Genomic DNA, 20,874 nt, shown 5'->3' with positions numbered 1-20,874 from the left:
CAGGAATTCGGCGGAAGGGACGAGATGGATGTGAGCACGTGGCTCGTCCTCGGTGGCGTCAGCCTGCTATACGTCGCGCTAGGGCTGTGGGCGGTCTCCCAGATCTTCCCGACCGACAAATCATCGCGCGACAAGGCCCAGGCCACCCGAGTGCCGGACCTCAAACGCGATCAATGAGCTCGCCGTGGCCGACAACGCCCTCGAGGTCGCTGTGCTGCTCGCTCTCGTCTTCTGCATCGTGCGGGCGACCCTGCTGATCGCCGCGCCGCGGTGAAGTGGAACGGATTTGCGCTCCCAGCACCTCCTCGACCCACCACGGGTCGCCTGCGTAGCGATCAACCCCGATGAGGAACCCGCCGCGCCACCGGCGAGCCGCGCGATTGCCGGCGGCACGACAGCGGTTGGACGATGACGTCGCGCCTGGCCCCCCTCGAACACTTCACCTACTTTCGGCCGCCCGTGCCGTCCTTTTCAGCCACGGCGGCCGTGAATTCCCAGTGCCACGGTTCGAAGGATCCACCGCCACCGCGGCGCGCCCACGCGGGATTGGACCACCCGAAGACGGGACCGACGTCGGCCATCCACTGGCCTGCCTGGCCGGTGTAGACGGATGGGCAGAAGTCGACCGCAAGACCCCAGCCATGGTTGCTCTGCCCGGCGGGTGCTGCAATTGATCCCTTCTTCGCTCTCAATGCAGCTTGTTCCTCGCGGTCTCGGTACGCCGACGACAGGCACATGTCGGTGCCGAATCTTGCTTTGAACGAGTCGTTGAGGGCATCGAGCGATACGACGGCATCCGCGCGATCCTGGTAGGGGTGCTGCCATAGGTCGCACAGTTCCGAGGCGGGCACCCGTCCGTTCTCCCCCGCGCCTGATGCGATGCCGTCGCAGCCAGGCACCGGATCGCGGGCGAGCGACCGCGAGGCCCGTTCGGCGTTCTTTGTCAGGCCGGCGAGGAGCTTGACGGGAACCGCTACGTCCACGGGGGCTGCGAGGAGTGCCTCGACAACCGTCGGGCCGGCCGGCACCGCAACGGCCTCAGCCGAGGGGGCGGCCTCCTTGTACGAGATCGCGGTGAAGGAGACGACGAGAGCAGCGCTGATGAGGGACCGTGCGATCACCACACGAGGGCGGCGAGCTCGGGTATGAGCGGCGTCGACTCCGACCGAAGATCGCGGGCGAACACCCCGGGGTGAACGCTCGGTGGGCTCACTCGTCGAAGCTGGACCCCGTGGACGACGTGTCGGTGCGGCCTTCCGGTGTCCCCCCGCCCGCAGGTCGCGGCGGGAGACTGGCGCTGAGGGGATTTGGTTCGTCTCGGGTAGCTGTGGTGTTGCCAGTGGTGCAGGCAGGTAGGCATGGCGTGCTGAGATGAAATTCTCCGATCGTCGGCGCGGCGAGGTGGCCGGTCGCTAGCGGGGTGACGCAGGTCGGTGATCTGGGTCATCGAGCGCACCAAGGCGGGCCTGACGAGAGACCGCACGCATTTGGGCAGGCTGCCGTGCAGGCCGGTTTGCCGTCGCTCACGCCGCGAGACGGGCGGTGACCTCGTCGAGGAGCTTTTGGGGTTCGAGCCACATGGACGGGTACTCCCCGTTCCAGAGCTGGGTGCCGTCGGGGCCGATCAGGACGAAGGAGTGTCCGGGGAGGCCTTCGTGCATGCCCTTGCCGAGCGTGCCGTAGGCCTTGGAGACGGTGCCGTCGTCGAGGAGGACGGGTGTGGTGACGCCGTACTGGTCGAGGTCGGGCTGGATCTGTTCCTTGGTGTTCATCACGATGGGCAGGACGGTGATGCCTGCGGCGGCGAAGCCCGGGTCCTTCTCGATCGCGGCCAGCTGCATGGAGCAGGCACCGCAGCCGGCGCCTTCGTTGAAGTACAGGATCACGGGACGGTCGCGGTAGTCGCTGAGGCTGACGCTCGTGCCGGCGGTGGTGGGCAGGGTGAATCCGGGGGCCGTGCGCTGGCTGGCGGACGCGTCGGGACGCGAGGTGAGCAGGCCAACGGTCACCACCGCGGCGATGAGGACCAGCGCCCCGGCCCACGCCCCGAGCTGGAAGCGGCGGCGGTTGCGTTGCGTCTTGGCGCGGGCCGTCGCCTGGGCTTCGACGATGGCTTCGCGTTCAGTCTTGCTTCGGGTGGTCATGCGTGGGGCTCCTTCGGGGTGCCGAGGGTCTGTGCCGTCTCGGATGGTGTGGTGTCGGTGTGGCTGTCCACCTGGTCGTCGTCGACCGGCCTGCGGTGCAGGGTGGCGACGACGAAGATCGAGGCGACGGCGAGCAATCCGATCCCGAGGACGACCTCGGGGACTGGCGCGAGCCAGGTCTGCACGCGTTCGAAGGTGTGGGCGAGGTTCTCGCCGATGGCGCCTTGGATTGCGGACCCGCCGGTCATTTCCCCGGCCGCGGCCAGGTAGAAGATGCCTGCGCTCATGATCGTGAAGGCGACCGCGACCCCGATGTTGAGGGTGTTGGTCGCCAAGATCCGGCCAGCGACATGGATTCGGACGGGACGCGCACGCATCCACCGACGGTCGGACAGGTGCGCCTTGTCCCACACGAGCGCCATGACGAACAGCGGGAATACCATGCCGAACACGTACGCGAGGCCGAGGGTCAGTCCGCCGATCGCGGATCCGGACAGTGCCGACAGGGTCATCACCCCGGCCAGGACCGGGGCACAACAGCTGGACGCGATCCCGGAGAACACCCCGAGGGAGAAGAAGCTGGCGGTGTCCCCGCGGGTGGTGTCCGGGGAGGCGATGAACGACGGCAGCGACCACATCCGCCCCGACAGGGACAATGCCGCCAGGACCAGCATCAGGACCGCGCCCGCGTAGTACAGCGGTGCGTGGTAGTTGGCGATGGCGCCGGCCAGCAGTCCCATGCCGAGGGTGATGGGGACCAGGACCAGGGCCAGACCGGCGGCGAACACGAACGTGAACGGCAGGAGCCGCCAGCGCCGGTTCTTGACCGCCACGGCCATGTAGCTCGGCGCGAGGAACACGATGCAGCACGGCGCGAAGAGCGCCACACCTCCGGCGAAGAATGCCGCGAGGACGCTTCCGGTCGTCAGCAGATCACCCATGGTCAGCCCGCCATCGGAGAATTGTCTCGAGCGGCGTGCTCGACCGCGACCTGCTCGAGCAGCGCGGTGAGCTTCTCGCGCTGCTCCAGCAGTGCAGTGAGCTTCTTGCGCGGCAGTCGGCCCGCGCTGAAGAACCGTCCGTCGACCAGGACGAGCGGGCTCATGGCGGGTCGGTGTTTCGTGGTCAGGAGCACGCCCTCGTCGGACTCCAGCGCAACGACCCGCACGGCCAACGGGAATCGCGCCGCCAGGACCGACAGCGCCCGTTCCGCGTCGTCACAGAAGTGGCACGCGGGGGCGTGGACAACGGTGATGTCGACCCAGGTCGCGCCGCGCGGGAGTTCCTGCGCAACGCGGGTTGACTTGCCGAACATGTGTCCTCCGGAACGGTGATGGCGCGGGCGCGCTGGGCGCCGCTGAAACGAATACTCGGTCGTCTAACCCGCTTGTAGCCCGTAGAGCCGATGAAGATTCGATGAAGGAGTTGCTCGCGGTCGGTCGGGTGCGACTCGCAGCGGATTCGGCACGCGAAGATAGGCACATGTCAATCCCCGCCCACGATCCTCGACCTTCTTCGGCGACCCGGCCTCGTGTGCTGGTCGTTGACGACGAGCTACCTCTGGCCCGACTGGTGGCCACCTACCTTGAAAACGACGGGTTCGAGGTCGAGACAGCGGGGGACGGCGAGGACGCGATCGCCCGCGCCCGAGACTGGGATCCGGCCGTGATCGTGCTCGACCTGGGCCTGCCCGGCGTCGACGGCATCGAAGTCTGCCGCGCGGTGCGGACCTTTTCTGACTGCTACATCGTCATGCTCACTGCCCGTGTTGAGGAGATCGACAAGTTGGTCGGCCTGTCCGTGGGCGCAGACGACTACCTCACCAAACCCTTCAGCCCCCGCGAGCTGGTCGCCCGGGTTCGCGCGATGCTGCGCCGACCAAGGCGAGGTGAGGCCGAAGCCGCCGACGATCCGCCGTCCGAGTTCGGTGCCCTGTCGATCGACCTCGAGGGGCGAGAGGTCCGCGTGGCCGGAGAACTGGTCGACCTCACCCGGACAGAGTTCGACGTGCTGGCGGCGCTGGCCGCGCATCCCCGCATGGTCTTCACCCGGATCCAGCTCATCGAGGCAGTCTGGGGGGGTGCCTGGATGGGCGACGAGCACCTCGTCGACGTCCACGTCGGGCACGTGCGCCGCAAACTCGGGGATGACTCGGCCGCCCCCGTGTTCATTCGAACGGTCCGTGGTGTCGGTTACCGGATGGGCCCCGGCGAATGAGGTGGGCCCGGTCGTGGATCAACGGCCGCAGGGACCTCGGCACGCGTCTGCTCGGGGCGATCCTGGTCGTGGTGATGGTGGGAGGCGCAACGGCGTGGGTCGTGGTCGCGGGGATCGGACCCGCGATCTTCCACAACCACATGGGCCACATCGGTGGCTCGAGTGCCTTTGCCACGTTGCACGCAGAGGAGGCGTTCCGCACCGCCTCGGCCCTGTCGCTCGCGCTCGCCCTGGCTGCGGCTCTCCTCACCTCCGTGGTGGTCAGCATCTTCGTGACTCGGCGTGTCACCCGCTCTCTGACCCCGGTGACCGCCGCGGCCGGCCGGGTGGCCGGCGGCGACTACACCGCGCGGGTCCCCGCCGTGGGCATGGGTACCGAGTTCGACGACCTTGCCGAGGCGTTCAACACGATGGCCGCGGACCTGGGCCGGATCGAGGTGAGTCGATCGCAGATGCTCGGCGACCTCGCCCATGAGATGCGCACCCCGGTCGCCACGTTGGGTGCCTACCTGCAGGCGATCACCGAAGGCGTCGAGCAGGCCGACGCCCCAACCCTGGCCATGCTCGGCGACCAGGTCGCGCGTCTGACGCGGCTCAGCGAGGACATCGCCTTGGTCACCACCGCCGAGGAAGGACGCCTGACGATGCGTCGCACGACTCTCGCTGTCGCGCAGGTCGTGGCCGACGCGACCGCGCAGGCGACCCATCGGTACACCACAGGTGGGGTGGTCCTGGATGTCCGGGTCGCGCCGGTCGCCGCGACCGCCAGGATCGACGCCGACGCAGATCGGATCGCGCAGGTTCTCACCAACCTGCTCGACAACGCACTGCGGCACACCTCGCCTGGCGGCCGGGTCACGCTGATGGCGGACCGCGCGGGTGCGTCAGTCCGCATCGTGGTGGCCGATGACGGCGAGGGAATTCCCCCCGACCACCTGCCGCACATCTTCGATCGGTTCTACCGGGTCGACACCGCCCGAGACCGCGCCCACGGCGGATCTGGCGTCGGCTTGGCGATCGCCAAGGTGATCACCGAAGCGCACGGCGGAACCATCACCGCACACAGCGATGGGCCGGGTCGAGGCGCGGTCTTCACCGTGACGCTGCCCGCAGCCGGGGTGGTCTCAGGCCTCTAGGTGCACCTCGGGCTCGTGGCGCCCGCGAGATCCTGCTGGCACCGTGGATGGCCGGTTGGGTTCATCGGTCGGTCGCCGATTCCCTGGCAGACGAGAGCCTGTCCGCTTGGCTCGAATCGGCAGAAGAGCGCACGACGCCCGGCGACTCGGTGTGCGCCGGGCGTCGCGCGCTGCTCAGCCGACCCGGATGAAGGTCGGGTTGGACTGCCAGATGCTCCGGATCTGAATGGTCTGGCCGGGGCGGGGCGCATCGACCTGCAGGTCTCCGCCGGCGTAGATCGCAATGTGACCGGGGGACCAGATGAGGTCTCCGGGCTGGGCGTCGGCACGGGAGACGACCGTGCCGACCTCGCGCTGGGCCGATGAGGTGCGGGGCAAGGTGATGCCGACCTGCGCGTACACGTAGGACGTGTAGCCCGAGCAGTCGAACCCGGCCGGGGTCGTGCCGCCCCACAGGTAGGGCACCCCGACGTACCGCGACGCGATCTCGACGATGGCGCTCCCGTTCGCGCTGGCAGGTGCGGTCGCGCCGATCGCCGCGGCCGGTACGGCTGCGCGAGCCGCGCTCCGCGACGCGGCAGGTGGGGTTGCGCGGGGCGGCGGGGGTGGCGGGTCGGCCACGACGGCGAGCGCGGGGATGTCCAGGGACCAGGACGCCTCGTCGGGCACGCTGACGATCGGCGAGGTCGCGAGCGCCGCGCGTGCGCCTGCGGTGAGGCTGGAGGTGTCCACGGCGGCGTGACTGATGGTGTTCTCGTTGGGCCCGGTGGCGCTCGCCGGTGACGCGATCACCGACATGATCAGGCCGGAGGACGCCGCGACGACGACGGATCGACGACTGACGACCGAGAGAGTCCCGGTCGCGGTAGACGCGAGCTCGGAGAGGGCGGTGACTGGCCGACCGGCTGATCGGTGGCGGGCGGGAATAGAGCTCACGGGCATGGGGACCTCTCCGGTCGCCTTCGGGGTGAGCTGTCGGGTTCGGGCGGGAGTTTGCGCCCGGCCGATCACGAGCGATCGGCTTCACCCCAAGGACACCGACGTGCGATGTCCGCCGTGCTTGGGTCCCCCGCTCCTGCCAGCGAGACTTCGAGAGGGCCATCGGTGGTGGCAGGACTCGGCGTCCACCCCAGGCGACCCGGGATCGCCCCAGGGTGAGCCGACCCTAACTGACGCGAGCCCCGATTGTCACGGTCAGGTCACGGACCCTCGCAGGTGGCCGTCGACGGACACATTCCCCCGAACGCCAACGAGGCGATAGAGGCCGAGGACAACGGTCTCAACGTCCGCGGGCGCGTCGAGCAGATCTACGCCGCCGGAGGATTTGACTCGATCACTGCGGACGACCTTCGCGGCCGGCTGCGTGGGTGGGCCCGGGGCGCTCAACGACGTGACGATCACCCAGGCGTCCGCAGTTTGGGAGCTGCGCTCCGCGGACCCGAACGCGAGCCCGCGTGAGCTGTTCGGACGCGCGATGCGCATCGGGCTCGATCACATCGCATCGACCGTGTACACGATCGCCTTCGCGTACGCGGGAGCCTCTCTCCCGCTGCTCCTTCTCGTCGAGATCCACCAGCTGCCGCTGGCGCAGACGCTGACGGGCGGGGAGTTCGCCGGGGAGATCGTGCGCACCCTGGTCGGGTCCATCGGACTGGTTCTCGCGATCCCGTTGACAACCGCGATCGCCGCCCTCGTTGCGATCGCGGACCCGGCGAAGCCCTCACGTCAACGACACCGCGTGGCCGAGACAGCGGGCTACCACCACTGATCCAGGCATCTCGTGGACCACGAGCGCCCGCGGGCCGCCACGGGTCCCAGGCTTGGACCAACGGTGCGATCCACCCACCGTCACCGGACCTCGCGTATCGACGCGCTGGGGTTGGCATCGGTGACGAGGGCCGACTTCGCCTCCGTCCGTGATGCCGCGATCTTTGTCGGATCTTTGTCGTTTCGTTGCCGGGATCGATGGATTGGGGCGCAATTCTGGAGTCATCCCGAAAGACAGAATCCACCATGCACGTTGAGGAGTTCACATGATGAGCACCAAGAGCAGCACGAAGCTCGGCCGCGCCGTCGCCACCGCGGCGGTCGCAGCCGCCGTCCTTCTTCAGGCCTCGCCGGCCAGCGCTACCAGCGAAAATGCACGTAGCGAGTCCGTCGCCAGCGGCCCTGCCTACGGTCAGCACGTCTCCGAATGCGCCCACGGCGCTGGCTTCTCCGGCACCCACAACCCGGGGATGCACCAGGGGGCGCACGGCTCGGACCTCATGCGGACCATGTCGGCGGTCGCCTAGCAGACGTGCCCACGATTCTCGAGGGAGCGGGCGGGTCGGGCGTGAGCGCCGGCTCGCCGTTCCTGATGGGCTCCTCCGAAATGGTCAGTCGGGCCTGAGCGCGATCCAGGACAATGTCGCTGCGTTGAAGTCCGACGCTGACCAGAAGGTCATCGCCGCCGATGCTTCCCGCTCGGCGGCGCAAGCCCGGCAGGTCGAGATCGAGCAGCTGATCGCAGACCAGAGTGCCGAACAGCGGACCCTTGAGGGCATGAAGGATCATTCCGAGGCTGAACAGGTCGAGATCGACGCGCAGCGCGCCGTGTTGGCGGCCGATCTCGAGCGAATCATCGCGCAGCAGTGCGCCGCCGAAGTTGCGGCGCGAGCGGCGGCGGCCGCAGGCAGGCCCGCACCGCCGCCAGTTCCGGAGCTGTCAGGAGCTGTCGCCCGTTCATTGTTCGGGAACCCCGGGTCTCCCAGGGGGCAATTCATTGAGTACGGACGTCACGCTCGGCGCGAAAGAGCCCCGGCTAGAAGGAGGATAAAGAGATGGCAAGCCTGAGTGCTTCTTTGGAGGCCAATCTAGATAAGCAGGGATTTGACAGTTTCGACACCGAAGCCAAATCCTGCTTCGCAATGCCGCTGCGATTCACCCCCGCCGTGGGCACGATTCTGATCGTAATCGGACTCTTGTTGCAGTCGCCTATCTGGCTCGGAACCATGGCACTCGTTGCCTTGAGCGGGATAGTTTGGCCGCGCGGGATGATCCTCGACCTGGTCTATAACTTCATCGTGCGACACCTGTTTCGATCTCCGCCACTTCCGTCGACACCAACGCCGCGACGATTCTCGTACCTGCTCTCCACGGTAATGCTGGCACTGTCGGCATTGTTTTTTTACAACGGAGCGCCCGTGCTCGGTCTGATCTCCGGAGGATTTGTCGTCGCCGGGGGAGCGATTCTAACCGGCAGTCTCTGGTGCCTCGGTTCGTGGATCTACAGACTGTTCTTCGGGTCGAGCAGAAGTGTCCGGGAATTGCGTTGAACGGGTTGGTGTAGCGGCCCGCGACCAGCGCGAAGTCGATCGCATTGATCCCGCCGCCGACGACCAGGTCTTTCTACTGGCCACGTGCGCCGACTTCCTTATGCCCATGGATAAAGAAGATCGCCGACGCACGGATCCCCTACCGAGTTCCGGGCCGGGCGGAGCTGCCCGAGCGCCTGGACAGCGTGCTCACCGCCATCCACCTGCTCTTCAGCACCGGCCACACGGCCGGCGAGGGGGACGCGCTCGTCCGTGAGGAGCTCTGCGACCGGGCCCTGCACCTCGCGCGCACCCTCGCCGCGCTGCTCCCCGAGCAGGCCGAGACCCGCGGACTGCTGGGCCTGATGCTCCTCACCGACGCGCGCCGGGCTACCCGGACCGCCGAGCAGGGCCGGCTGCTCCTGCTCGCCGACCAGGACCGGACGCGCTGGGACCAGCGCGCGATTCTGGAGGGGCTCACGGTGACGGCCGGGGCGCTGGCGTCCGGCCCACCGGGGCGGTTCACCCTGCAGGCGGCGATCGCCGGCGTACACGCGATGGCGCCGTCCCTGGAGCAGACCGACTGGCCGCGCGTCGTGCACCTCTACGACCGGCTGCTGGCGGTGTGGAATACCCCGGTGGTCGCGCTGAACCGGGCCGCCGCCGTGGCGTTCGCCGACGGTCCGGCCGCCGCACTGCCGCTCCTCGACGAGCTGGCGACCGATCCTCGGCTCGCCGACTATCCCTACCTTCCCGCCACCCGTGCCGACCTGCTGCGCCGCCTCGGAGACGCCGCTGGCGCGGCTGAGTCGTACCGGCGCGCGATGGAGCTCACGGCGAACGCCGCGGAGCGCGCCTTTCTGGAGCAGCGCCTGGCCGAGGTCAGCCGGGCCGTCGGCGCCGAGCCCGCGCCCGGCTGAGGACGGCGGGCTCGGCGGTCACCGGGTGCACCGACGGGCGTCTCAGCCCAGGCGGAACTCCCCCCGGGTCCGTCCTGGCGCCCTTCCAACGCGCCGACTGGAAGGGATAGACCTCGACCACGACGGCCCGTACACGAGCACGCCGACGTCCGCCCCGAGCACCAGAGCGGTGACGATGCCGATGGTCCCCGCCACCGAGAGCATCGTCTGGAACGGCTACCGACGGGGAGAGCCCCTATGTTCTTCGTCAAGCGGTTCGGGCTGGTGGGTCGTAGAGGGTGCCGTCGCGGAGCATGGCGAACATGACGTCGCAACGGCGCCGGGCGAGCGCGATCAGGGCCTGGTTGTGGCGCTTGCCCTCGGCGCGTTTGCGCTCGTAATAGGCCCGGGAGATCGGGGCGCGAAGGGCCGCGAACGCGGACAGGAACAGGGCGCGTTTCAGGACCTTGTTCCCCGATCGTGAGGGGTGCTCGCCTCGGATCGAGGTCCCGGACCGGCGCGTGACCGGGGCCAGCCCGGCGTAGGAGGCCAGGTGCGCGGCGGAGGTGAAGTCCTTGCCGACGATCTCGGTCAGGACCCGGGCGGCGGTCCTGATGCCCACTCCGGGCATCGACATCAGGACCAGGTGAAGAGGGTGGTCATCGACCAGTTCCTCGACCTTGACGGCGACCTCGTCGCGTTGCGTGCGCAGCGCGGCCAGCTGCGCCGCGAGCTTGGGCAGCACGACACCAGCGGCCCTGGTGCCGGTGACCACGACCGTCTGCTCGCCCAGCGCGCGGGTGATCTGAGCGGCCAGGCGCTCGGCCAGGCGCGGGGCACCCTTGCGCAGCCGGGCGGTGATCCGCCGCGAGCCAGCGGCGGCGAGGTCGGCCGGCGTTGGCCACGTCTGGATCAGGTCCAGGACCGCGGGGTGGTCCAGGTGCGGGCCCAGGACCCGCTCCAGGGCCGGGTGGATCTGAGTGAGCAAGCCCCGCGCCCGGTTCGAGGTGGCCGTGCTCTGAGCGCGCAGGTCGTCGTCGAACCCGCACAACATCGACAGCTCGGCGACCTGTTCGTCGTCGAGCGCGATCGAGCGCAACGTGTGCGGCATCGAGCGGGCGGCCTCGGCGATGATCGCCGCGTCCCGGGCGTCGGTCTTGGCCTGGCCCGGGTGCAGGTCCGCGATCCGCCGCATCGACAACCCCGGCAGATACCCGACGATCACGCCCGCGTCCAAGGCGACCGCGACCGGCAGAGCCCCGATCGTGGCCGGCTGGTCAACGACCACCAGCACCTGCCCGTGCTCGCCGAGCTGGGCCAGGATCTGACGCAGCCGGGCCTCGTCGTCGGGCAGCGCCCGATCGAACAGGACCTTCCCTCCGCGGTCCAGCGCGACCTCGTGGTGGTCGCTCTTGCCGACGTCCAGCCCGACGAACACGTCGACCTGGTCATGACCACGAATCATCGCTGGACCCCCCTCGTCGGCAACAAGGCAAGCTGGACTGTCCCACGGTGACGAGCGTCGGCATCCACGTTACGGACGGCACTACGGAACCCCAGCGGGTCCTTGGCCGTGCCCCTATCAGCGATCACCCCTCACCTACCGGTCCCGGTGACAACACCCCCCGGATCATGGACGACTGGGGGCGGCAATCATGCCGAGACCGACAGGCCAGCACCCCCGATCCAACCCGACCCGCGGGGCTGAGAAGAAGGTAACGGGCGCCCTGGGAGTTGTCGGCGCGCACACGGATCGCGCGACGGCTCGGCGACGAAAGCGTCCGAGCGCTCACCCGGCTTACCCGGCGGCTCCCCTAGGAACACGTTGAGCTTCTCGTCGTCGGTGAGGGTGCCGAGGTTTTGACCGCGGGTGGCCGAGCGGTCATCGGCGGGTGTCAGACATCGAGAGTCAACCGGATGAGGTCGCGATGGGTGTCGGCCTGGAGCCTGCCTCGGTGTTTGGCAACGGTGCGAGGATGGTCGACGTGACGCTGCACCCTGATCCCGCGGAGGTTGAGCCCCGTCGTGCGGCCCTGTTGGTCGTCGTGCGTGCGCTGGGCGGCGAACTGGACCGTGCCGAGATCCGTGCCGCACTCGACGTCCTGGTTGACGCGCTCGAAGAGGTTGGGGTCGATCGCGCCGGTGTCGACGCCGACCTTCAGGAGTGGCGGGACACGGTAGCCGTGCGCATCGCCCTCATGCGCGAGCAGTCCCTCGCGATCTCCCAGGACCTCGACGACCGCGTTGAGGCCCGGCGGATCATGGCCGACCTGGCGCCCGACACCTACCCGGACCGGTAACGGGCGACTTCAACCTCGACCTAGGACGACCCCCTCGTGGCCATGACCGCGCTGGTTCTGTACGTGTTGGGGTGTGTCCTGGCCTTCGGTCTGCGCAGCTGGGCCCAGTGGCGCTCGACCGGGTCGACGGGCTATCGAGGCCTCTCCGGCCCGCCGCGGTCGTTGACCTGGTGGGGCGGGATCCTGTTCCCCGTCGGCGTCGTCTTGGGCATCGCCGCCCCGATCCTGACCCTGGCGAACGTGATGGCGCCGCCCAGCGCGTTCGCCCATCCGGCGTTCGGCATCGCCGGTGCGGTTCTTGCGATCGCCGGGCTGGTCGTGGTTCTTGTCGCCCAATCGACCATGGGTACCTCCTGGCGCATCGGCGTCGACCCGGGCGAACGAACCCCGCTGGTCACGACGGGGATCTTCGGCAAGGTCCGCAACCCCACCTTTGCCGGAATGGTGCTCATGGCCGCCGGCGTGATGGCGATGGTGCCCACACCGGTCGCGCTGCTGGGACTTGCGTGCCTGGCGGCGGCGATCGAGATCCAGGTCCGCGCCGTTGAGGAGCCCTACCTCGAACGCGTGCACGGTTCTGACTACGCGGATTACACACGGCGCGCGGGCCGGTTCATTCCCCGTTGAACCCGGGTCAACCCCGAGTCTGGCCCAGAGCCGGCTCAGAGCTTCTTCGGTGGTGCGACGAGGATCTCGACGCTCTGGGGGTTTGACGTCGGTGCCTGGTCCTCACCGGCGCAACAAGTGTCCGTGCACCCGTCAGCGCAATCACATCCGTCGTCGTCGTTCTCGGTGTCGTTGGTCACCAGTCCGTTCGGCACGCAGGTGCACGCTTCTCCGCGCCATGCCTCGAGTCCTTCCTTCACCGCGACGGCGGCGATCACCAGTCCCGCGAGGGGGTCGGCCCAGGACCAGCCCAGGGTCGCGTTCAGGAGGAGCCCGACCAGGAGCACCGCGGACAGGTAGGTGCACAGCAGGGTCTGGGTCGAGTCGGCGACCACTGTGCTGGAGCCGAGGGCTCTGCCGGTGCGGCGCTGTGCCCAGGACAGGAAGGGCATGATGGCCAGCGACGCGATCGCGAGGCCGATCCCCACCGGGGACGGGTCCGGGGTACCTCCGCCGAGAAGCGCACGGGCGGACTCGACGGTGACGTAGGCGGCGAGGGCGAAGAACGAGAAGGCCATCAGCCGCAGAGCCGCCCGTTCGCGGCTCTCGGGCAGGCGGTGCCGGAACTGCCACAAGATGATCAGGCCGCTGGAGACTTCCACGACCGAGTCGAGCCCGAAGCCGACCAGGGCGACCGACCCGGCCACGAGCCCCGCCGTGATCGCGATGACTGCTTCGACGGCGTTGTACCCGACACTCACGCCCGCGAGGAGCTGCGCGCGACGACCGAGGCGCGCGCGATCCGACGCCGAGAGCCCAGGCGCCGCGATCGGCGCACGGGCGCTCATCGGTTGGCTTTCTCGCCGTACGTCGGGCACAAGGCCACCGCGTTCCCGGTGACCTCCAGCAGCCGCTCGGCGGAGGCGAGCACACCGAGAAGCTCTACGCTCGCCGTGAGCGACCACATCGTCGCCCGGCCCTGCGCCCGGGACGCGACCAACCCGCAGTCCCGCAAGCACGCGAGGTGAGCCGACACGGTGGACTGCGCCAGCCCGAGATGCGCCGTCAGGTCCTTCACCATCAGCTCGTCCCCGGCGAGATGACGCAGGATCGCCAGCCGCGCGGGATCACCCAGGCTGCGAAACATGCACGCCGCACCGGACAAATCCGGCGACTCCTCGCGCGGGATTCTTGTCGGCCGTTTCACCTGGGTGTCAATCGTCATTGGACGATGATATCGCGAGACGCGAGCAGTCCACCCCGCCGTGTCCTCGAGGTGACCAGCCGATCGCCGCGTCGTCATCGCCTACAACCAGGGCTACAGCTCTAGCCTCGCAGTAGACACCTTGCGTCGTTGGGGCATTCGGCGCGCCACCGACCTCAGCGGGGGATCCCAGGCGTGGGTGAGCTTCGTCGAACGACGGGCCTGAGCGACGAACGGGGCGTAGCGGGAGGGCGACGAGCCGGCCCGACGACGGCGTCGTGTCAGTGGGCGTGGCGGTGGCGCGTGTCGGGGTAGTGCTCGTGGGAGTGCGCGAGCGCGGGGTGGGTGTGCTCGTGGGTGTGCCAGGTCCCTGCGGGCACAGACTCGGCGTGCTCGTGCTGGTGGTCGGCGTCGTGGGTGTGCCGGTGGTCGTGGGTGATCGGGTCGTGGGTGTGCTCGTGCGTGTGGCGTTCGGTCAGGTGCAGCCAGACCCCGATCGCCATGAAGGTCCCGGCCACGACGAGCGGCCAGGTGAGGCTCTCGCCGAGCGCGATGGCCAGGAGTGCACCGAAGAACGGTGCGGCGGAGAAGTAGGCGCCGGCGCGGGCTGTGCCGACGTGGCGCATCGCGACGATGAACAGCACGAGGCTGACGCCGTACGCGAGGAAGCCCACACCCAGGGCCGCGATGACGTGGTTCGCGGCGGGCAGGTGGGCTCCCAGTGCGAACGCCAGGATCAGGTTCACGGGTCCGGCGACGGCGCCCTTCACAGCCGCGAGCCAGGTCGCGTCGGCGAGGGTGACCTTGCGGGTGAGGTTGTTGTCCAGCCCCCAGGATGCGCAGGCGCCGAGGATCGCGAGCGACGGCCATGGGCTGCCGAAGCTCGCGCCGGTCGGGACGGCGAGCACGACCGCGCCGGCGACGATCGCGACCATCCCGAGCGCGACCCGTCGGTCGACGTTCTCTTTGAACACGAACCACGCCAGGAGTGCGGTGAATACGCCCTCGGCGTTGAGCAGCAGCGAGGCGCCCGATGCGGGCATGTTCGACAGGCCGAGCATGAGCAGAACGGGCCCGAGGATCCCACCGAAGAAGACCGCGCCCGCGAGCGGGAGCAGCTCGCCGGGCGCCAGGTGCACCGGGGGTGAGCGTCGGGCGATCCGGATCAGGCCGAGGCCGAGGCCGGACCCGCAGTAGAGCAGTCCGGCGAGCATCCACGGGCTGACGTCGCCGAGGAGAAGCTTGGCCAGCGGTGTCCCGGCGCCGAACAGCGCCGCAGAGACCAGGGCGGCCTGGACGCCCCGGTTGCGCAGGCTCGTCAGCATCACTGGCCGTCAGCCGTGAGCTCACCGGTTCGCGTGTGGTGCGCGGGCGCGACGTCCAGGACGTGCTCGGACTGGAACATGGCGTCGGTCACGAGTCGGCGGGCGTGCTCATTCTCGAGGAGATAGAAGACCCGGGCACCGTCGTGGCGGGCCGCAACGATCCGGGTGAGCCGCAGCTTCGCCAGATGCTGCGAAACGGCGGACGGGCTCCTGTCGACCACGTCAGCGAGGTCGTTCACCTACAGCTCACCGTCGCGCAGGGCGAGCACGATCCGTAGGCGCGTCGCGTCCGCGAGCATCGCGAAGATCTCGACCGCGAGCTCGACGTACCGACTTTCCGTGGCCTTTCGGACGGGCTGAGTATCTGCATACATACGCAGATCCTTTCACGATGGCGCGTGTCTTTGTGTCGTGGGCCTGACACGGAGTGCATCAGTCCGAGTCGGGGCATCGGGGGAGGCGCCGGATAGATGCGTCGGGGGGCAGACGTCCGGGTCTGATCCGGAGTCAGGCCGACTGGTTCAAGGCCGGCCTGCCCCGGATCGCGCCGCACCCGCCATCGAGCCTGCGGCAGACTTTCCGTCATGACACTGCTGCGCTCCCTGCTCCTGTTCGTCCTGGCGGCAGTGGCCGAGATCGGCGGTGCCTGGCTCATCTGGCAGGGCGTCCGCGAGCATCGCGGCGCTGTGTGGATCGGGGCCGGCATCATCGCCCTTGCCGCGTACGGATTCGTCGCCACCTTGCAGCCCGACCCGAACTTCGGACGGATCCTCGCGGCGTACGGCGGGATCTTTGTGGCCGGATCCCTGGCCTGGGGCGTGGTTGTCGACAAGTTTCAGCCCGACCGGTGGGACATCACGGGCGCGGTCATCTGCCTACTCGGCGTCGCGGTGATCATGTACGCACCCCGAAACTGATCCTGGGGATGGCATCGACCGCAATCTTCCGCGCGTGGCAGCGGGCCGCGGTACCGCTGACCGGCCATGAACGATGAGGACAACACCGCCCACGAGCGGCCAGGATCTGCGTGGCCGGCCGCCCTTCACAGCTGGCGTGGCCCGTCCTACAGTCGAAGCGCCGGGGTCTTTGGAGGAACGACCGATCGAACGCTATCAAACCTGAAGACCCCGGCCCCGACCCACTCGACGTTCAACGCCAGGTTGCACGTACCTGCCGGCATGACCCGACAAGCGCTTTCGATCGACAGGCATGCAGCAGGAGGCGCTCGCCCCCGTCCACCCAAAGGGGTCATGCGCTGGAACGCGGCGTTGAACGCCTTCGCGATCACCTTCGACGGACGCATCAACCCGTCGATGAACTAAACCGCCAGACGGCAGTCACACCGTCTATCGGACACTCCCGGTCTCTACGGTTTCAGGGATTGCCAGCACTGATGGGTTGAAACGCAGGTGGTACGGCGATGTTTCGGGGGATTGCCAGTCGGGTCCCGGCGTCGACGTGCCTCAAGCGGTCCCTGGTTGTCGGGTGGCTAGCTCGTGCCGCGCGTCCCATGCTGCTCCTGATTGGGTTTGGCGAGGATGTCAGCGGTGCGTTGCGGCAGGGAGATGGGTGCGTGGTGGTCGTCGGAGCGGTTGACGATGCCTTCGTCGAGTTTGGTGCGGGCGAGGGTTGAGTGGCCCTCGGCTTGGAGGATGTCGATGAGGTCTAGTCGTGCGGTTTCGTCGTCTGGCGCGGCGAGGATCGCCACGTCGACGGCACGCCGGGCCAAGGGGAGGTCGCCCGCGGTGAGCGCGTGAATTACTACGGTGTGGGCGACATCGACGATTGCGCACGGTGCGATGAGGTCGAGCCGTTCGGATTCGTCGAGCCACTTCCACGTTTCGGTGTGGCGCTGGCTGAACGGCACTCCAGTGACGAGGCCCAGCGCGAGCTCGAGGTCGCCGATGCCTCCGTTGGCGGCGCCACGCGCGGTGCCGCGGGCTCTCAGAGCTTTGAACAGTTCCCAGTCAACGAGTACGTCGTCGACCTGGTAGCGCGCCTCGCCGCTTGCCTTCGCCGCTCGGGTCCTGTCCGCGTAGGGAACGTAGTCCTGCCCCGTGAGCGGGTTCTTGCCCATCCATCGACGCAGGTCTTTGATGCTGTTGCGGTAGCTCTCGGCGCCGGCGACAGTCTTGACTTCGTCGGACGTCACCCCGCCGGGGTGGAGAGCGAGGTAGCCGAGCAGGCCGGTCAGGAAGGGTCGGCGTTTGGTTGCTGCGTGCGGGTCTCCTCGGCCGTGCGCGACCACTGGGCCGAGCAGGGTGAGGCGCGGTTTGGTGCAATCCCGCCCCCTGGCCCATTCGGCAAGGTCGCGGTCGAGCTCGGGGTACGTCGCAAGGACACTCCTGCGTGTCTCGTCGGGGACGGTGGGAGCGAGGGTCTGGACGTCTTGCGCTGTGGTTGGGGTGGTGGCGACGTACTGCTCGGTGGCCAGGGGCAGGAGCGAAGTAGCGCCCGCGGGTTCGGTCAGGTCTGCGGGGCGGTCATTGATGAGTTGGGGGCGCAGTGCGCCGGCGGCGTCGACGAGGGCGGCGATGCCACTCGAAGCTGCTTCGTCGATCGGGTACGCGACGCACGGGGCGTCGTCGGTCGTTGACGCCAGCAGGGCGCAATCGTGTGCCTCGGTGGCCGTGAGCCCGACACCGTCGAGCTTGAGGTCGAAGAAGGGGATGACGAGGCGGCCGTCGGGGGTCATGGTCGCCTCGATGTCGCCCTCATGGGCGCCAGCAGCGACTACGACGACGGCCGCGCCTGAGCGAGCGGGGTGCTTGGCGATCGCTTTGACGATGTCCCGCACCTGCGCGGAGTCTGCGCGCGGGGTGGTGGCGAGCAGGACGTGGAACGTCTCTGGGTCGAACCCGACGACGCCGCCGGATGGGTCGACGGCTTGTGTCATCTCGTCCAGGGCGTTGTGGTCGTCGTCGGCGTAGCTGGTGAACCGCAGCGGGTCGATCAGTGCGAGTTCTTGGCCGAACCCGATCGCATGCACCGAGACGAGCACCGACCATGGATTGAGCGCGAGTTCGGCGGCCAGGTAGCGCCCGAAGGCCTGCGCGCGCCCGCGGTCGCCCGTGATCGCCAACGAGCCGACTCTTTCGAGGTTGAGCAGCCAGAGGTGCCCGTCGCTCGACCGGCCGGCCGTGACAAGGAGCGGGTAGGGCGGGACGCCGGTCGCGGGCGCGCGCTCGGTGAGCGGCGCGGACCAGTGGCGGCCTTCGCCGGCCCACGGCGGGGGCAGTGTTGCGTTCGTTTCGAGGTGCAGGTCGGCGCTGGCGTCGGACAGTTCGACGGTGAGGATCGGCGGGTAGCCCTGCGGATCTGGGTACGCCGTTGATAGTTCGCGCAGCAGCGCGTCGAGCGTCTGGATCTGCGGGGCCGTCGGGCCTCCGGATGCTTCGATGGTGCGGTCGATGGCGCCGAGGCCTGCGGGCAGCGGTTGGAGCATCTGGCCGGGCTTGCGGTAGCGAATCTGGGTACGTCGGTGCGCACGTACGGTGAGGAACAGGGCGCCAGCAAGGAGTGCTCCAGTTCCGCTGAGCCCGGGCAGGAGCCATCCCGGCAATGCCGTCGGGGTCAGTTTCGCGATTTCAGTGTCGGGCGAAACCGTCGAGGGCGTCGGTGATGCCTCCAACGCTGGGGCGGTGGACGCCGTGGGCGTTGGGGCGGGGGCCACGGAGGCGGGCGGGGGCGGAACTGGCTCGGGGAGTTCCACGGTCGGTGGAGTCACGGGCTTGCTCGCCGGCGTGTTCGTGGCTGCGGCGGGCTCGCTGCCCGGTGTGACATCGAGGGCCCAGCCAGGCTTGATGAGGTCGGGGTCTGTGAGCCGCTCGCCGCCCGGCTGAGTGATGGCCGTGGAGGCTTCGAATATCTCGGGGTAGCGGGAGGCATCTCCCAGCTCGTCTTGCGCGATCTGCCAAAGCGTGTCACCTGCCTTGACGGCATAGGTCTGGTTGTCGGACGTGACCGACTGCGCCGCGACGACTTCATCGGTGGGCACGAGCAGCACCATTGGCGGTGCGATGAAGTCCGGCTGCCCGCCGAGCAGTTCGGCGTTCAGGGAGGCGATCTCGGTGTAGCGCAGGGGGTCGCCGAGAAGCTTCTCGGCGATCTTCCATAGGCTGTCGCCGCGTTTGACCTCGTATGTGGCCGTGCCGGGCGCGAGCATTGGTGGACTCGCAAGCGGGGCGGGGCGTGACGCGATCTGTGGGGACCGGGTTTCGGGGGCGCCGCGGCGGGGCACGTCCACGGATGTACGCACCGGATCTGGGCGCAGCGGTGCCGATGTTGCTATCGCCGGGATCGTTGGGCTCAAGGACGCCACGGCGCTGGGAATGGGGATCGAAGCGGTTGCGGCCGGCACCGCGACGAATAGCAAGGACGCCCAGGTGAGCAGGGTTCGAGCGGCGCCCTGCGGCAGGGCGAGCCCGCGCAGCGTGGGTGCGTCGATCCCGCGCAGGGCCGCGACGAACTCGAGAAGTAGGCACGAGACGAGCACCGCCCAGATAGCCCACACGATGATCGCGGTGCCGACCCACGCCATGGTGCCGTTGTCGGGGGCCAGGAGGTTCGACCAGATCGGGTGGGTGAGGAGGTCCAGGGGGCTGAGCCCGAACGAGGTGAGCGCGATCGGGATCCCGGCGGCGAACGAGACGAGCCCGAGTGCGGCGAGTAGACCGAGGAGCCTGCGGGTGAGTGTGGTCATTGTTCGGTGTCTCCCATCGTGCGGATCACGCGGGCGGTGGCGTCGCCGGTCACGGTGAGGTCGGCGATGCCGATGATGCCGAGGAAGAGGGGGCTGTAGGTGTCGGTGACTGCCACGTGGATCGTGGTCGCGCCGGTGATGGTGACCGTTCCGGCGACGTCGGCCGCGGCTAGGTAGGTGCTGGCGGCGGACTTGGCCTGGCCGATGGCCACCGATGGGAAGCGGCCCTCGATGGCCGAGTCGTCGAGATACTGTCCGGCGACGCGGGCTGCTTGCGCGGCGACGTCGCGTGCGTGCTGTTGGGCACGGACCTGGCCGCCGAGGTCTACGGCGATGCCCACGCAGATGATCATGACGACCGATGCGGCTGCGGCCCACACGGACACGGACCCGCGCTCGTCTCGCCCCCATGACGGCAGATGCGCCCGGCCCCGGTGCTGGGGGCGTATCACGGGTGCGTCCTGGATCTCCAGGCATCTGCTGGACTGACCATGGTTGCGGTAATCGTCTGAGATCCGGGCACTCCGGGCACCGACAGGTCGGCCAGGTTCAGGGTGCAGGTCACCGTGGCGGTGACCATGGCGGGTGTCCCGATCGGCGCCGACAGCCCGGACACATCAAGCTCGAGCGAGCTGGAAGCGCACCGCAGGTTGTTGTTGGCCAACGAGTAGGCAACGGCTTCTTCGGCCGCCGCTTGGGCTTGGCTCGCGGTCCGGGCGATTGACGCCGACCGGGCCGCGTCGGTGGCAACGGCGTCGAGGCCCTGGTGGGCGATGGCGGTTCGACCAGCGAAGATGAGCAGTCCGAGGAACAGGGTGAAAGTGGGCACGAGGATCGCCGCTTCGATGGCAGCAGAGCCACGGTCGTCGCGGCGTGGCAGCAGTTGACGCAGCCGGATGGTCATGTCCCGAATGCCGTGGGTTCCTTCGGCCACTGAGTTCCCGCTGTGACCGTTGGTCCTGCTCATCTCACGCATGAGCCACCGCCACCAATCTTCGAGATATGGTCGGGATTCCTGAACAGAGTCTGATATATATGACATGTG

The 20,874-nt window shown here is 68.6% G+C and carries 23 protein-coding genes, 1 pseudogene and 1 riboswitch; of the genes and pseudogenes, 11 read left to right on the top strand and 13 right to left on the bottom strand.

What is annotated here, in order from left to right; all coding sequences use genetic code 11:
• Nucleotides 1–30 precede the first annotated feature (30 nt).
• On the top strand, nucleotides 31–177 hold the full coding sequence (locus VTA80_RS00225) for a hypothetical protein (RefSeq protein ID WP_407343421.1): 147 nt from the start codon (nucleotides 31–33) through the stop codon (nucleotides 175–177).
• Between the two features lie 266 nt (nucleotides 178–443).
• Here the strand turns inward: VTA80_RS00225 and VTA80_RS00220 are convergent, their stop codons facing one another.
• The 4 genes from VTA80_RS00220 to VTA80_RS00205 all read right to left on the bottom strand — a co-directional run bounded on the left by VTA80_RS00220 (nucleotide 444) and on the right by VTA80_RS00205 (nucleotide 3,459).
• Nucleotides 444–1,121 (bottom strand): M15 family metallopeptidase, encoded by a 678-nt coding sequence (locus VTA80_RS00220; RefSeq protein WP_407343420.1) that lies wholly within the window; start codon nucleotides 1,119–1,121, stop codon nucleotides 444–446.
• Between the two features lie 402 nt (nucleotides 1,122–1,523).
• The gene (locus VTA80_RS00215; RefSeq protein ID WP_407343419.1) at nucleotides 1,524–2,144 is read right to left on the bottom strand and encodes a peroxiredoxin family protein; all 621 of its coding nucleotides are present in this window, start codon (nucleotides 2,142–2,144) and stop codon (nucleotides 1,524–1,526) included.
• On the bottom strand, nucleotides 2,141–3,085 hold the full coding sequence (locus VTA80_RS00210) for a cytochrome c biogenesis CcdA family protein (RefSeq protein ID WP_407343418.1): 945 nt from the start codon (nucleotides 3,083–3,085) through the stop codon (nucleotides 2,141–2,143). The genes VTA80_RS00215 and VTA80_RS00210 overlap by 4 nt, the downstream gene beginning before the upstream one ends.
• A gap of 2 nt (nucleotides 3,086–3,087) precedes the next feature.
• Complete coding sequence (locus VTA80_RS00205; protein ID WP_407343417.1) at nucleotides 3,088–3,459, bottom strand: hypothetical protein; 372 nt, start codon at nucleotides 3,457–3,459, stop codon at nucleotides 3,088–3,090.
• Nucleotides 3,460–3,626: 167 nt separating this feature from the next.
• Between VTA80_RS00205 and VTA80_RS00200 the strand changes: the two genes are divergently transcribed.
• Complete coding sequence (locus VTA80_RS00200; RefSeq protein WP_407343416.1) at nucleotides 3,627–4,361, top strand: response regulator; 735 nt, start codon at nucleotides 3,627–3,629, stop codon at nucleotides 4,359–4,361.
• Entirely contained in the window at nucleotides 4,358–5,497 is a 1,140-nt protein-coding gene (locus VTA80_RS00195) for an ATP-binding protein (protein WP_407343415.1), read from the top strand. Before VTA80_RS00200 ends, VTA80_RS00195 begins: the two co-directional genes overlap by 4 nt.
• 174 nt (nucleotides 5,498–5,671) lie before the next feature.
• On the opposite strand, the gene VTA80_RS00190 is transcribed toward VTA80_RS00195, so the two are convergent.
• Complete coding sequence (locus VTA80_RS00190; RefSeq protein ID WP_407343414.1) at nucleotides 5,672–6,439, bottom strand: C40 family peptidase; 768 nt, start codon at nucleotides 6,437–6,439, stop codon at nucleotides 5,672–5,674.
• A 1-nt stretch (nucleotide 6,440) separates the two neighbouring features.
• Nucleotides 6,441–6,630: riboswitch (cyclic di-AMP (ydaO/yuaA leader) on the bottom strand.
• Nucleotides 6,631–6,821: 191 nt separating this feature from the next.
• Here VTA80_RS00190 and VTA80_RS00185 point away from each other — a divergent pair.
• The 5 genes from VTA80_RS00185 (at nucleotide 6,822) to VTA80_RS00165 (ending at nucleotide 9,713) form a co-directional block, all read left to right on the top strand.
• Nucleotides 6,822–7,265: a YibE/F family protein gene (locus VTA80_RS00185; protein WP_407343413.1), complete on the top strand. Its 444-nt coding sequence runs from the start codon at nucleotides 6,822–6,824 to the stop codon at nucleotides 7,263–7,265.
• A 268-nt stretch (nucleotides 7,266–7,533) separates the two neighbouring features.
• The gene (locus VTA80_RS00180; protein WP_407343412.1) at nucleotides 7,534–7,791 is read left to right on the top strand and encodes a hypothetical protein; all 258 of its coding nucleotides are present in this window, start codon (nucleotides 7,534–7,536) and stop codon (nucleotides 7,789–7,791) included.
• Between the two features lie 124 nt (nucleotides 7,792–7,915).
• On the top strand, nucleotides 7,916–8,332 hold the full coding sequence (locus VTA80_RS00175; protein WP_407343411.1) for a hypothetical protein: 417 nt from the start codon (nucleotides 7,916–7,918) through the stop codon (nucleotides 8,330–8,332).
• Nucleotides 8,320–8,814 carry a DUF4395 family protein gene (locus tag VTA80_RS00170; protein WP_407343410.1) on the top strand — a complete coding sequence of 165 codons (495 nt, stop codon included), beginning with the start codon at nucleotides 8,320–8,322 and terminating at the stop codon, nucleotides 8,812–8,814. The genes VTA80_RS00175 and VTA80_RS00170 overlap by 13 nt, the downstream gene beginning before the upstream one ends.
• Before the next feature lie 185 nt (nucleotides 8,815–8,999).
• Nucleotides 9,000–9,713 carry an RNA polymerase sigma factor gene (locus VTA80_RS00165; protein ID WP_407343409.1) on the top strand — a complete coding sequence of 238 codons (714 nt, stop codon included), beginning with the start codon at nucleotides 9,000–9,002 and terminating at the stop codon, nucleotides 9,711–9,713.
• Nucleotides 9,714–9,960: 247 nt separating this feature from the next.
• Here the strand turns inward: VTA80_RS00165 and VTA80_RS00160 are convergent, their stop codons facing one another.
• Nucleotides 9,961–11,157, bottom strand: a complete 1,197-nt coding sequence (locus VTA80_RS00160; protein WP_407343408.1) for an IS110 family transposase — start codon at nucleotides 11,155–11,157, stop codon at nucleotides 9,961–9,963.
• 520 nt (nucleotides 11,158–11,677) lie between these two features.
• Between VTA80_RS00160 and VTA80_RS00155 the strand changes: the two genes are divergently transcribed.
• Nucleotides 11,678–11,992: a hypothetical protein gene (locus VTA80_RS00155; RefSeq protein WP_407343407.1), complete on the top strand. Its 315-nt coding sequence runs from the start codon at nucleotides 11,678–11,680 to the stop codon at nucleotides 11,990–11,992.
• A 42-nt stretch (nucleotides 11,993–12,034) separates the two neighbouring features.
• Nucleotides 12,035–12,619 carry a methyltransferase family protein gene (locus tag VTA80_RS00150; RefSeq protein ID WP_407343406.1) on the top strand — a complete coding sequence of 195 codons (585 nt, stop codon included), beginning with the start codon at nucleotides 12,035–12,037 and terminating at the stop codon, nucleotides 12,617–12,619.
• A 35-nt stretch (nucleotides 12,620–12,654) separates the two neighbouring features.
• Here the strand turns inward: VTA80_RS00150 and VTA80_RS00145 are convergent, their stop codons facing one another.
• From VTA80_RS00145 to VTA80_RS00130, 4 genes and pseudogenes are all read right to left on the bottom strand, one after another.
• Nucleotides 12,655–13,446 carry a cation diffusion facilitator family transporter gene (locus VTA80_RS00145; RefSeq protein WP_407343405.1) on the bottom strand — a complete coding sequence of 264 codons (792 nt, stop codon included), beginning with the start codon at nucleotides 13,444–13,446 and terminating at the stop codon, nucleotides 12,655–12,657.
• Nucleotides 13,443–13,823 carry an ArsR/SmtB family transcription factor gene (locus VTA80_RS00140; RefSeq protein WP_407343404.1) on the bottom strand — a complete coding sequence of 127 codons (381 nt, stop codon included), beginning with the start codon at nucleotides 13,821–13,823 and terminating at the stop codon, nucleotides 13,443–13,445. Before VTA80_RS00140 ends, VTA80_RS00145 begins: the two co-directional genes overlap by 4 nt.
• A gap of 260 nt (nucleotides 13,824–14,083) precedes the next feature.
• A complete protein-coding gene (locus VTA80_RS00135; RefSeq protein WP_407343403.1) occupies nucleotides 14,084–15,127 on the bottom strand; it encodes an EamA family transporter in 1,044 nt (347 codons plus the stop codon).
• A pseudogene (locus tag VTA80_RS00130) lies at nucleotides 15,127–15,501 on the bottom strand (ArsR/SmtB family transcription factor). The gene VTA80_RS00135 and the pseudogene VTA80_RS00130 overlap by 1 nt, the downstream one beginning before the upstream one ends.
• Nucleotides 15,502–15,711: 210 nt before the next feature.
• On the opposite strand from VTA80_RS00130, the gene VTA80_RS00125 reads away from it, so the two are divergent.
• Nucleotides 15,712–16,044 (top strand): YnfA family protein, encoded by a 333-nt coding sequence (locus VTA80_RS00125; protein WP_407343402.1) that lies wholly within the window; start codon nucleotides 15,712–15,714, stop codon nucleotides 16,042–16,044.
• Nucleotides 16,045–16,616: 572 nt separating this feature from the next.
• Here the strand turns inward: VTA80_RS00125 and VTA80_RS00120 are convergent.
• The 3 genes from VTA80_RS00120 to VTA80_RS00110 form a co-directional block, all read right to left on the bottom strand.
• Nucleotides 16,617–19,829 carry a LysM peptidoglycan-binding domain-containing protein gene (locus VTA80_RS00120; protein ID WP_407343401.1) on the bottom strand — a complete coding sequence of 1,071 codons (3,213 nt, stop codon included), beginning with the start codon at nucleotides 19,827–19,829 and terminating at the stop codon, nucleotides 16,617–16,619.
• Nucleotides 19,826–20,209: a pilus assembly protein gene (locus tag VTA80_RS00115; RefSeq protein ID WP_407345846.1), complete on the bottom strand. Its 384-nt coding sequence runs from the start codon at nucleotides 20,207–20,209 to the stop codon at nucleotides 19,826–19,828. Before VTA80_RS00115 ends, VTA80_RS00120 begins: the two co-directional genes overlap by 4 nt.
• A gap of 68 nt (nucleotides 20,210–20,277) precedes the next feature.
• Nucleotides 20,278–20,733 carry a TadE/TadG family type IV pilus assembly protein gene (locus tag VTA80_RS00110; RefSeq protein ID WP_407343400.1) on the bottom strand — a complete coding sequence of 152 codons (456 nt, stop codon included), beginning with the start codon at nucleotides 20,731–20,733 and terminating at the stop codon, nucleotides 20,278–20,280.
• Nucleotides 20,734–20,874 lie beyond the last annotated feature (141 nt).

The sequence above is a fragment of the Pengzhenrongella phosphoraccumulans genome, from assembly GCF_045689905.1.
GTDB classification, from domain to species: Bacteria; Actinomycetota; Actinomycetes; order Actinomycetales; family Cellulomonadaceae; genus Pengzhenrongella; species Pengzhenrongella phosphoraccumulans.
Note: the sequence above shows the minus strand (reverse complement) of the source record. Positions and strands in the feature narration are given on the sequence as shown.

Excerpts from the sequence above, each read along its gene's own strand:
- VTA80_RS00190 (WP_407343414.1), bottom strand. The coding sequence starts at position 6,439 with ATGCCCGTGAGCTCTATTCCCGCCCGCCACCGATCAGCCGGTCGGCCA.
- VTA80_RS00180 (WP_407343412.1), top strand. The coding sequence starts at position 7,534 with ATGAGCACCAAGAGCAGCACGAAGCTCGGCCGCGCCGTCGCCACCGCG.
- VTA80_RS00125 (WP_407343402.1), top strand. The coding sequence starts at position 15,712 with ATGACACTGCTGCGCTCCCTGCTCCTGTTCGTCCTGGCGGCAGTGGCC.
- VTA80_RS00210 (WP_407343418.1), bottom strand. The coding sequence starts at position 3,085 with ATGGGTGATCTGCTGACGACCGGAAGCGTCCTCGCGGCATTCTTCGCC.
- VTA80_RS00145 (WP_407343405.1), bottom strand. The coding sequence starts at position 13,446 with ATGAGCGCCCGTGCGCCGATCGCGGCGCCTGGGCTCTCGGCGTCGGAT.
- VTA80_RS00135 (WP_407343403.1), bottom strand. The coding sequence starts at position 15,127 with ATGCTGACGAGCCTGCGCAACCGGGGCGTCCAGGCCGCCCTGGTCTCT.
- VTA80_RS00160 (WP_407343408.1), bottom strand. The coding sequence starts at position 11,157 with ATGATTCGTGGTCATGACCAGGTCGACGTGTTCGTCGGGCTGGACGTC.
- VTA80_RS00200 (WP_407343416.1), top strand. The coding sequence starts at position 3,627 with ATGTCAATCCCCGCCCACGATCCTCGACCTTCTTCGGCGACCCGGCCT.
- VTA80_RS00150 (WP_407343406.1), top strand. The coding sequence starts at position 12,035 with ATGACCGCGCTGGTTCTGTACGTGTTGGGGTGTGTCCTGGCCTTCGGT.
- VTA80_RS00195 (WP_407343415.1), top strand. The coding sequence starts at position 4,358 with ATGAGGTGGGCCCGGTCGTGGATCAACGGCCGCAGGGACCTCGGCACG.
- VTA80_RS00205 (WP_407343417.1), bottom strand. The coding sequence starts at position 3,459 with ATGTTCGGCAAGTCAACCCGCGTTGCGCAGGAACTCCCGCGCGGCGCG.
- VTA80_RS00110 (WP_407343400.1), bottom strand. The coding sequence starts at position 20,733 with ATGACCATCCGGCTGCGTCAACTGCTGCCACGCCGCGACGACCGTGGC.
- VTA80_RS00140 (WP_407343404.1), bottom strand. The coding sequence starts at position 13,823 with ATGACGATTGACACCCAGGTGAAACGGCCGACAAGAATCCCGCGCGAG.
- VTA80_RS00215 (WP_407343419.1), bottom strand. The coding sequence starts at position 2,144 with ATGACCACCCGAAGCAAGACTGAACGCGAAGCCATCGTCGAAGCCCAG.
- VTA80_RS00170 (WP_407343410.1), top strand. The coding sequence starts at position 8,320 with ATGGCAAGCCTGAGTGCTTCTTTGGAGGCCAATCTAGATAAGCAGGGA.
- VTA80_RS00120 (WP_407343401.1), bottom strand. The coding sequence starts at position 19,829 with ATGACCACACTCACCCGCAGGCTCCTCGGTCTACTCGCCGCACTCGGG.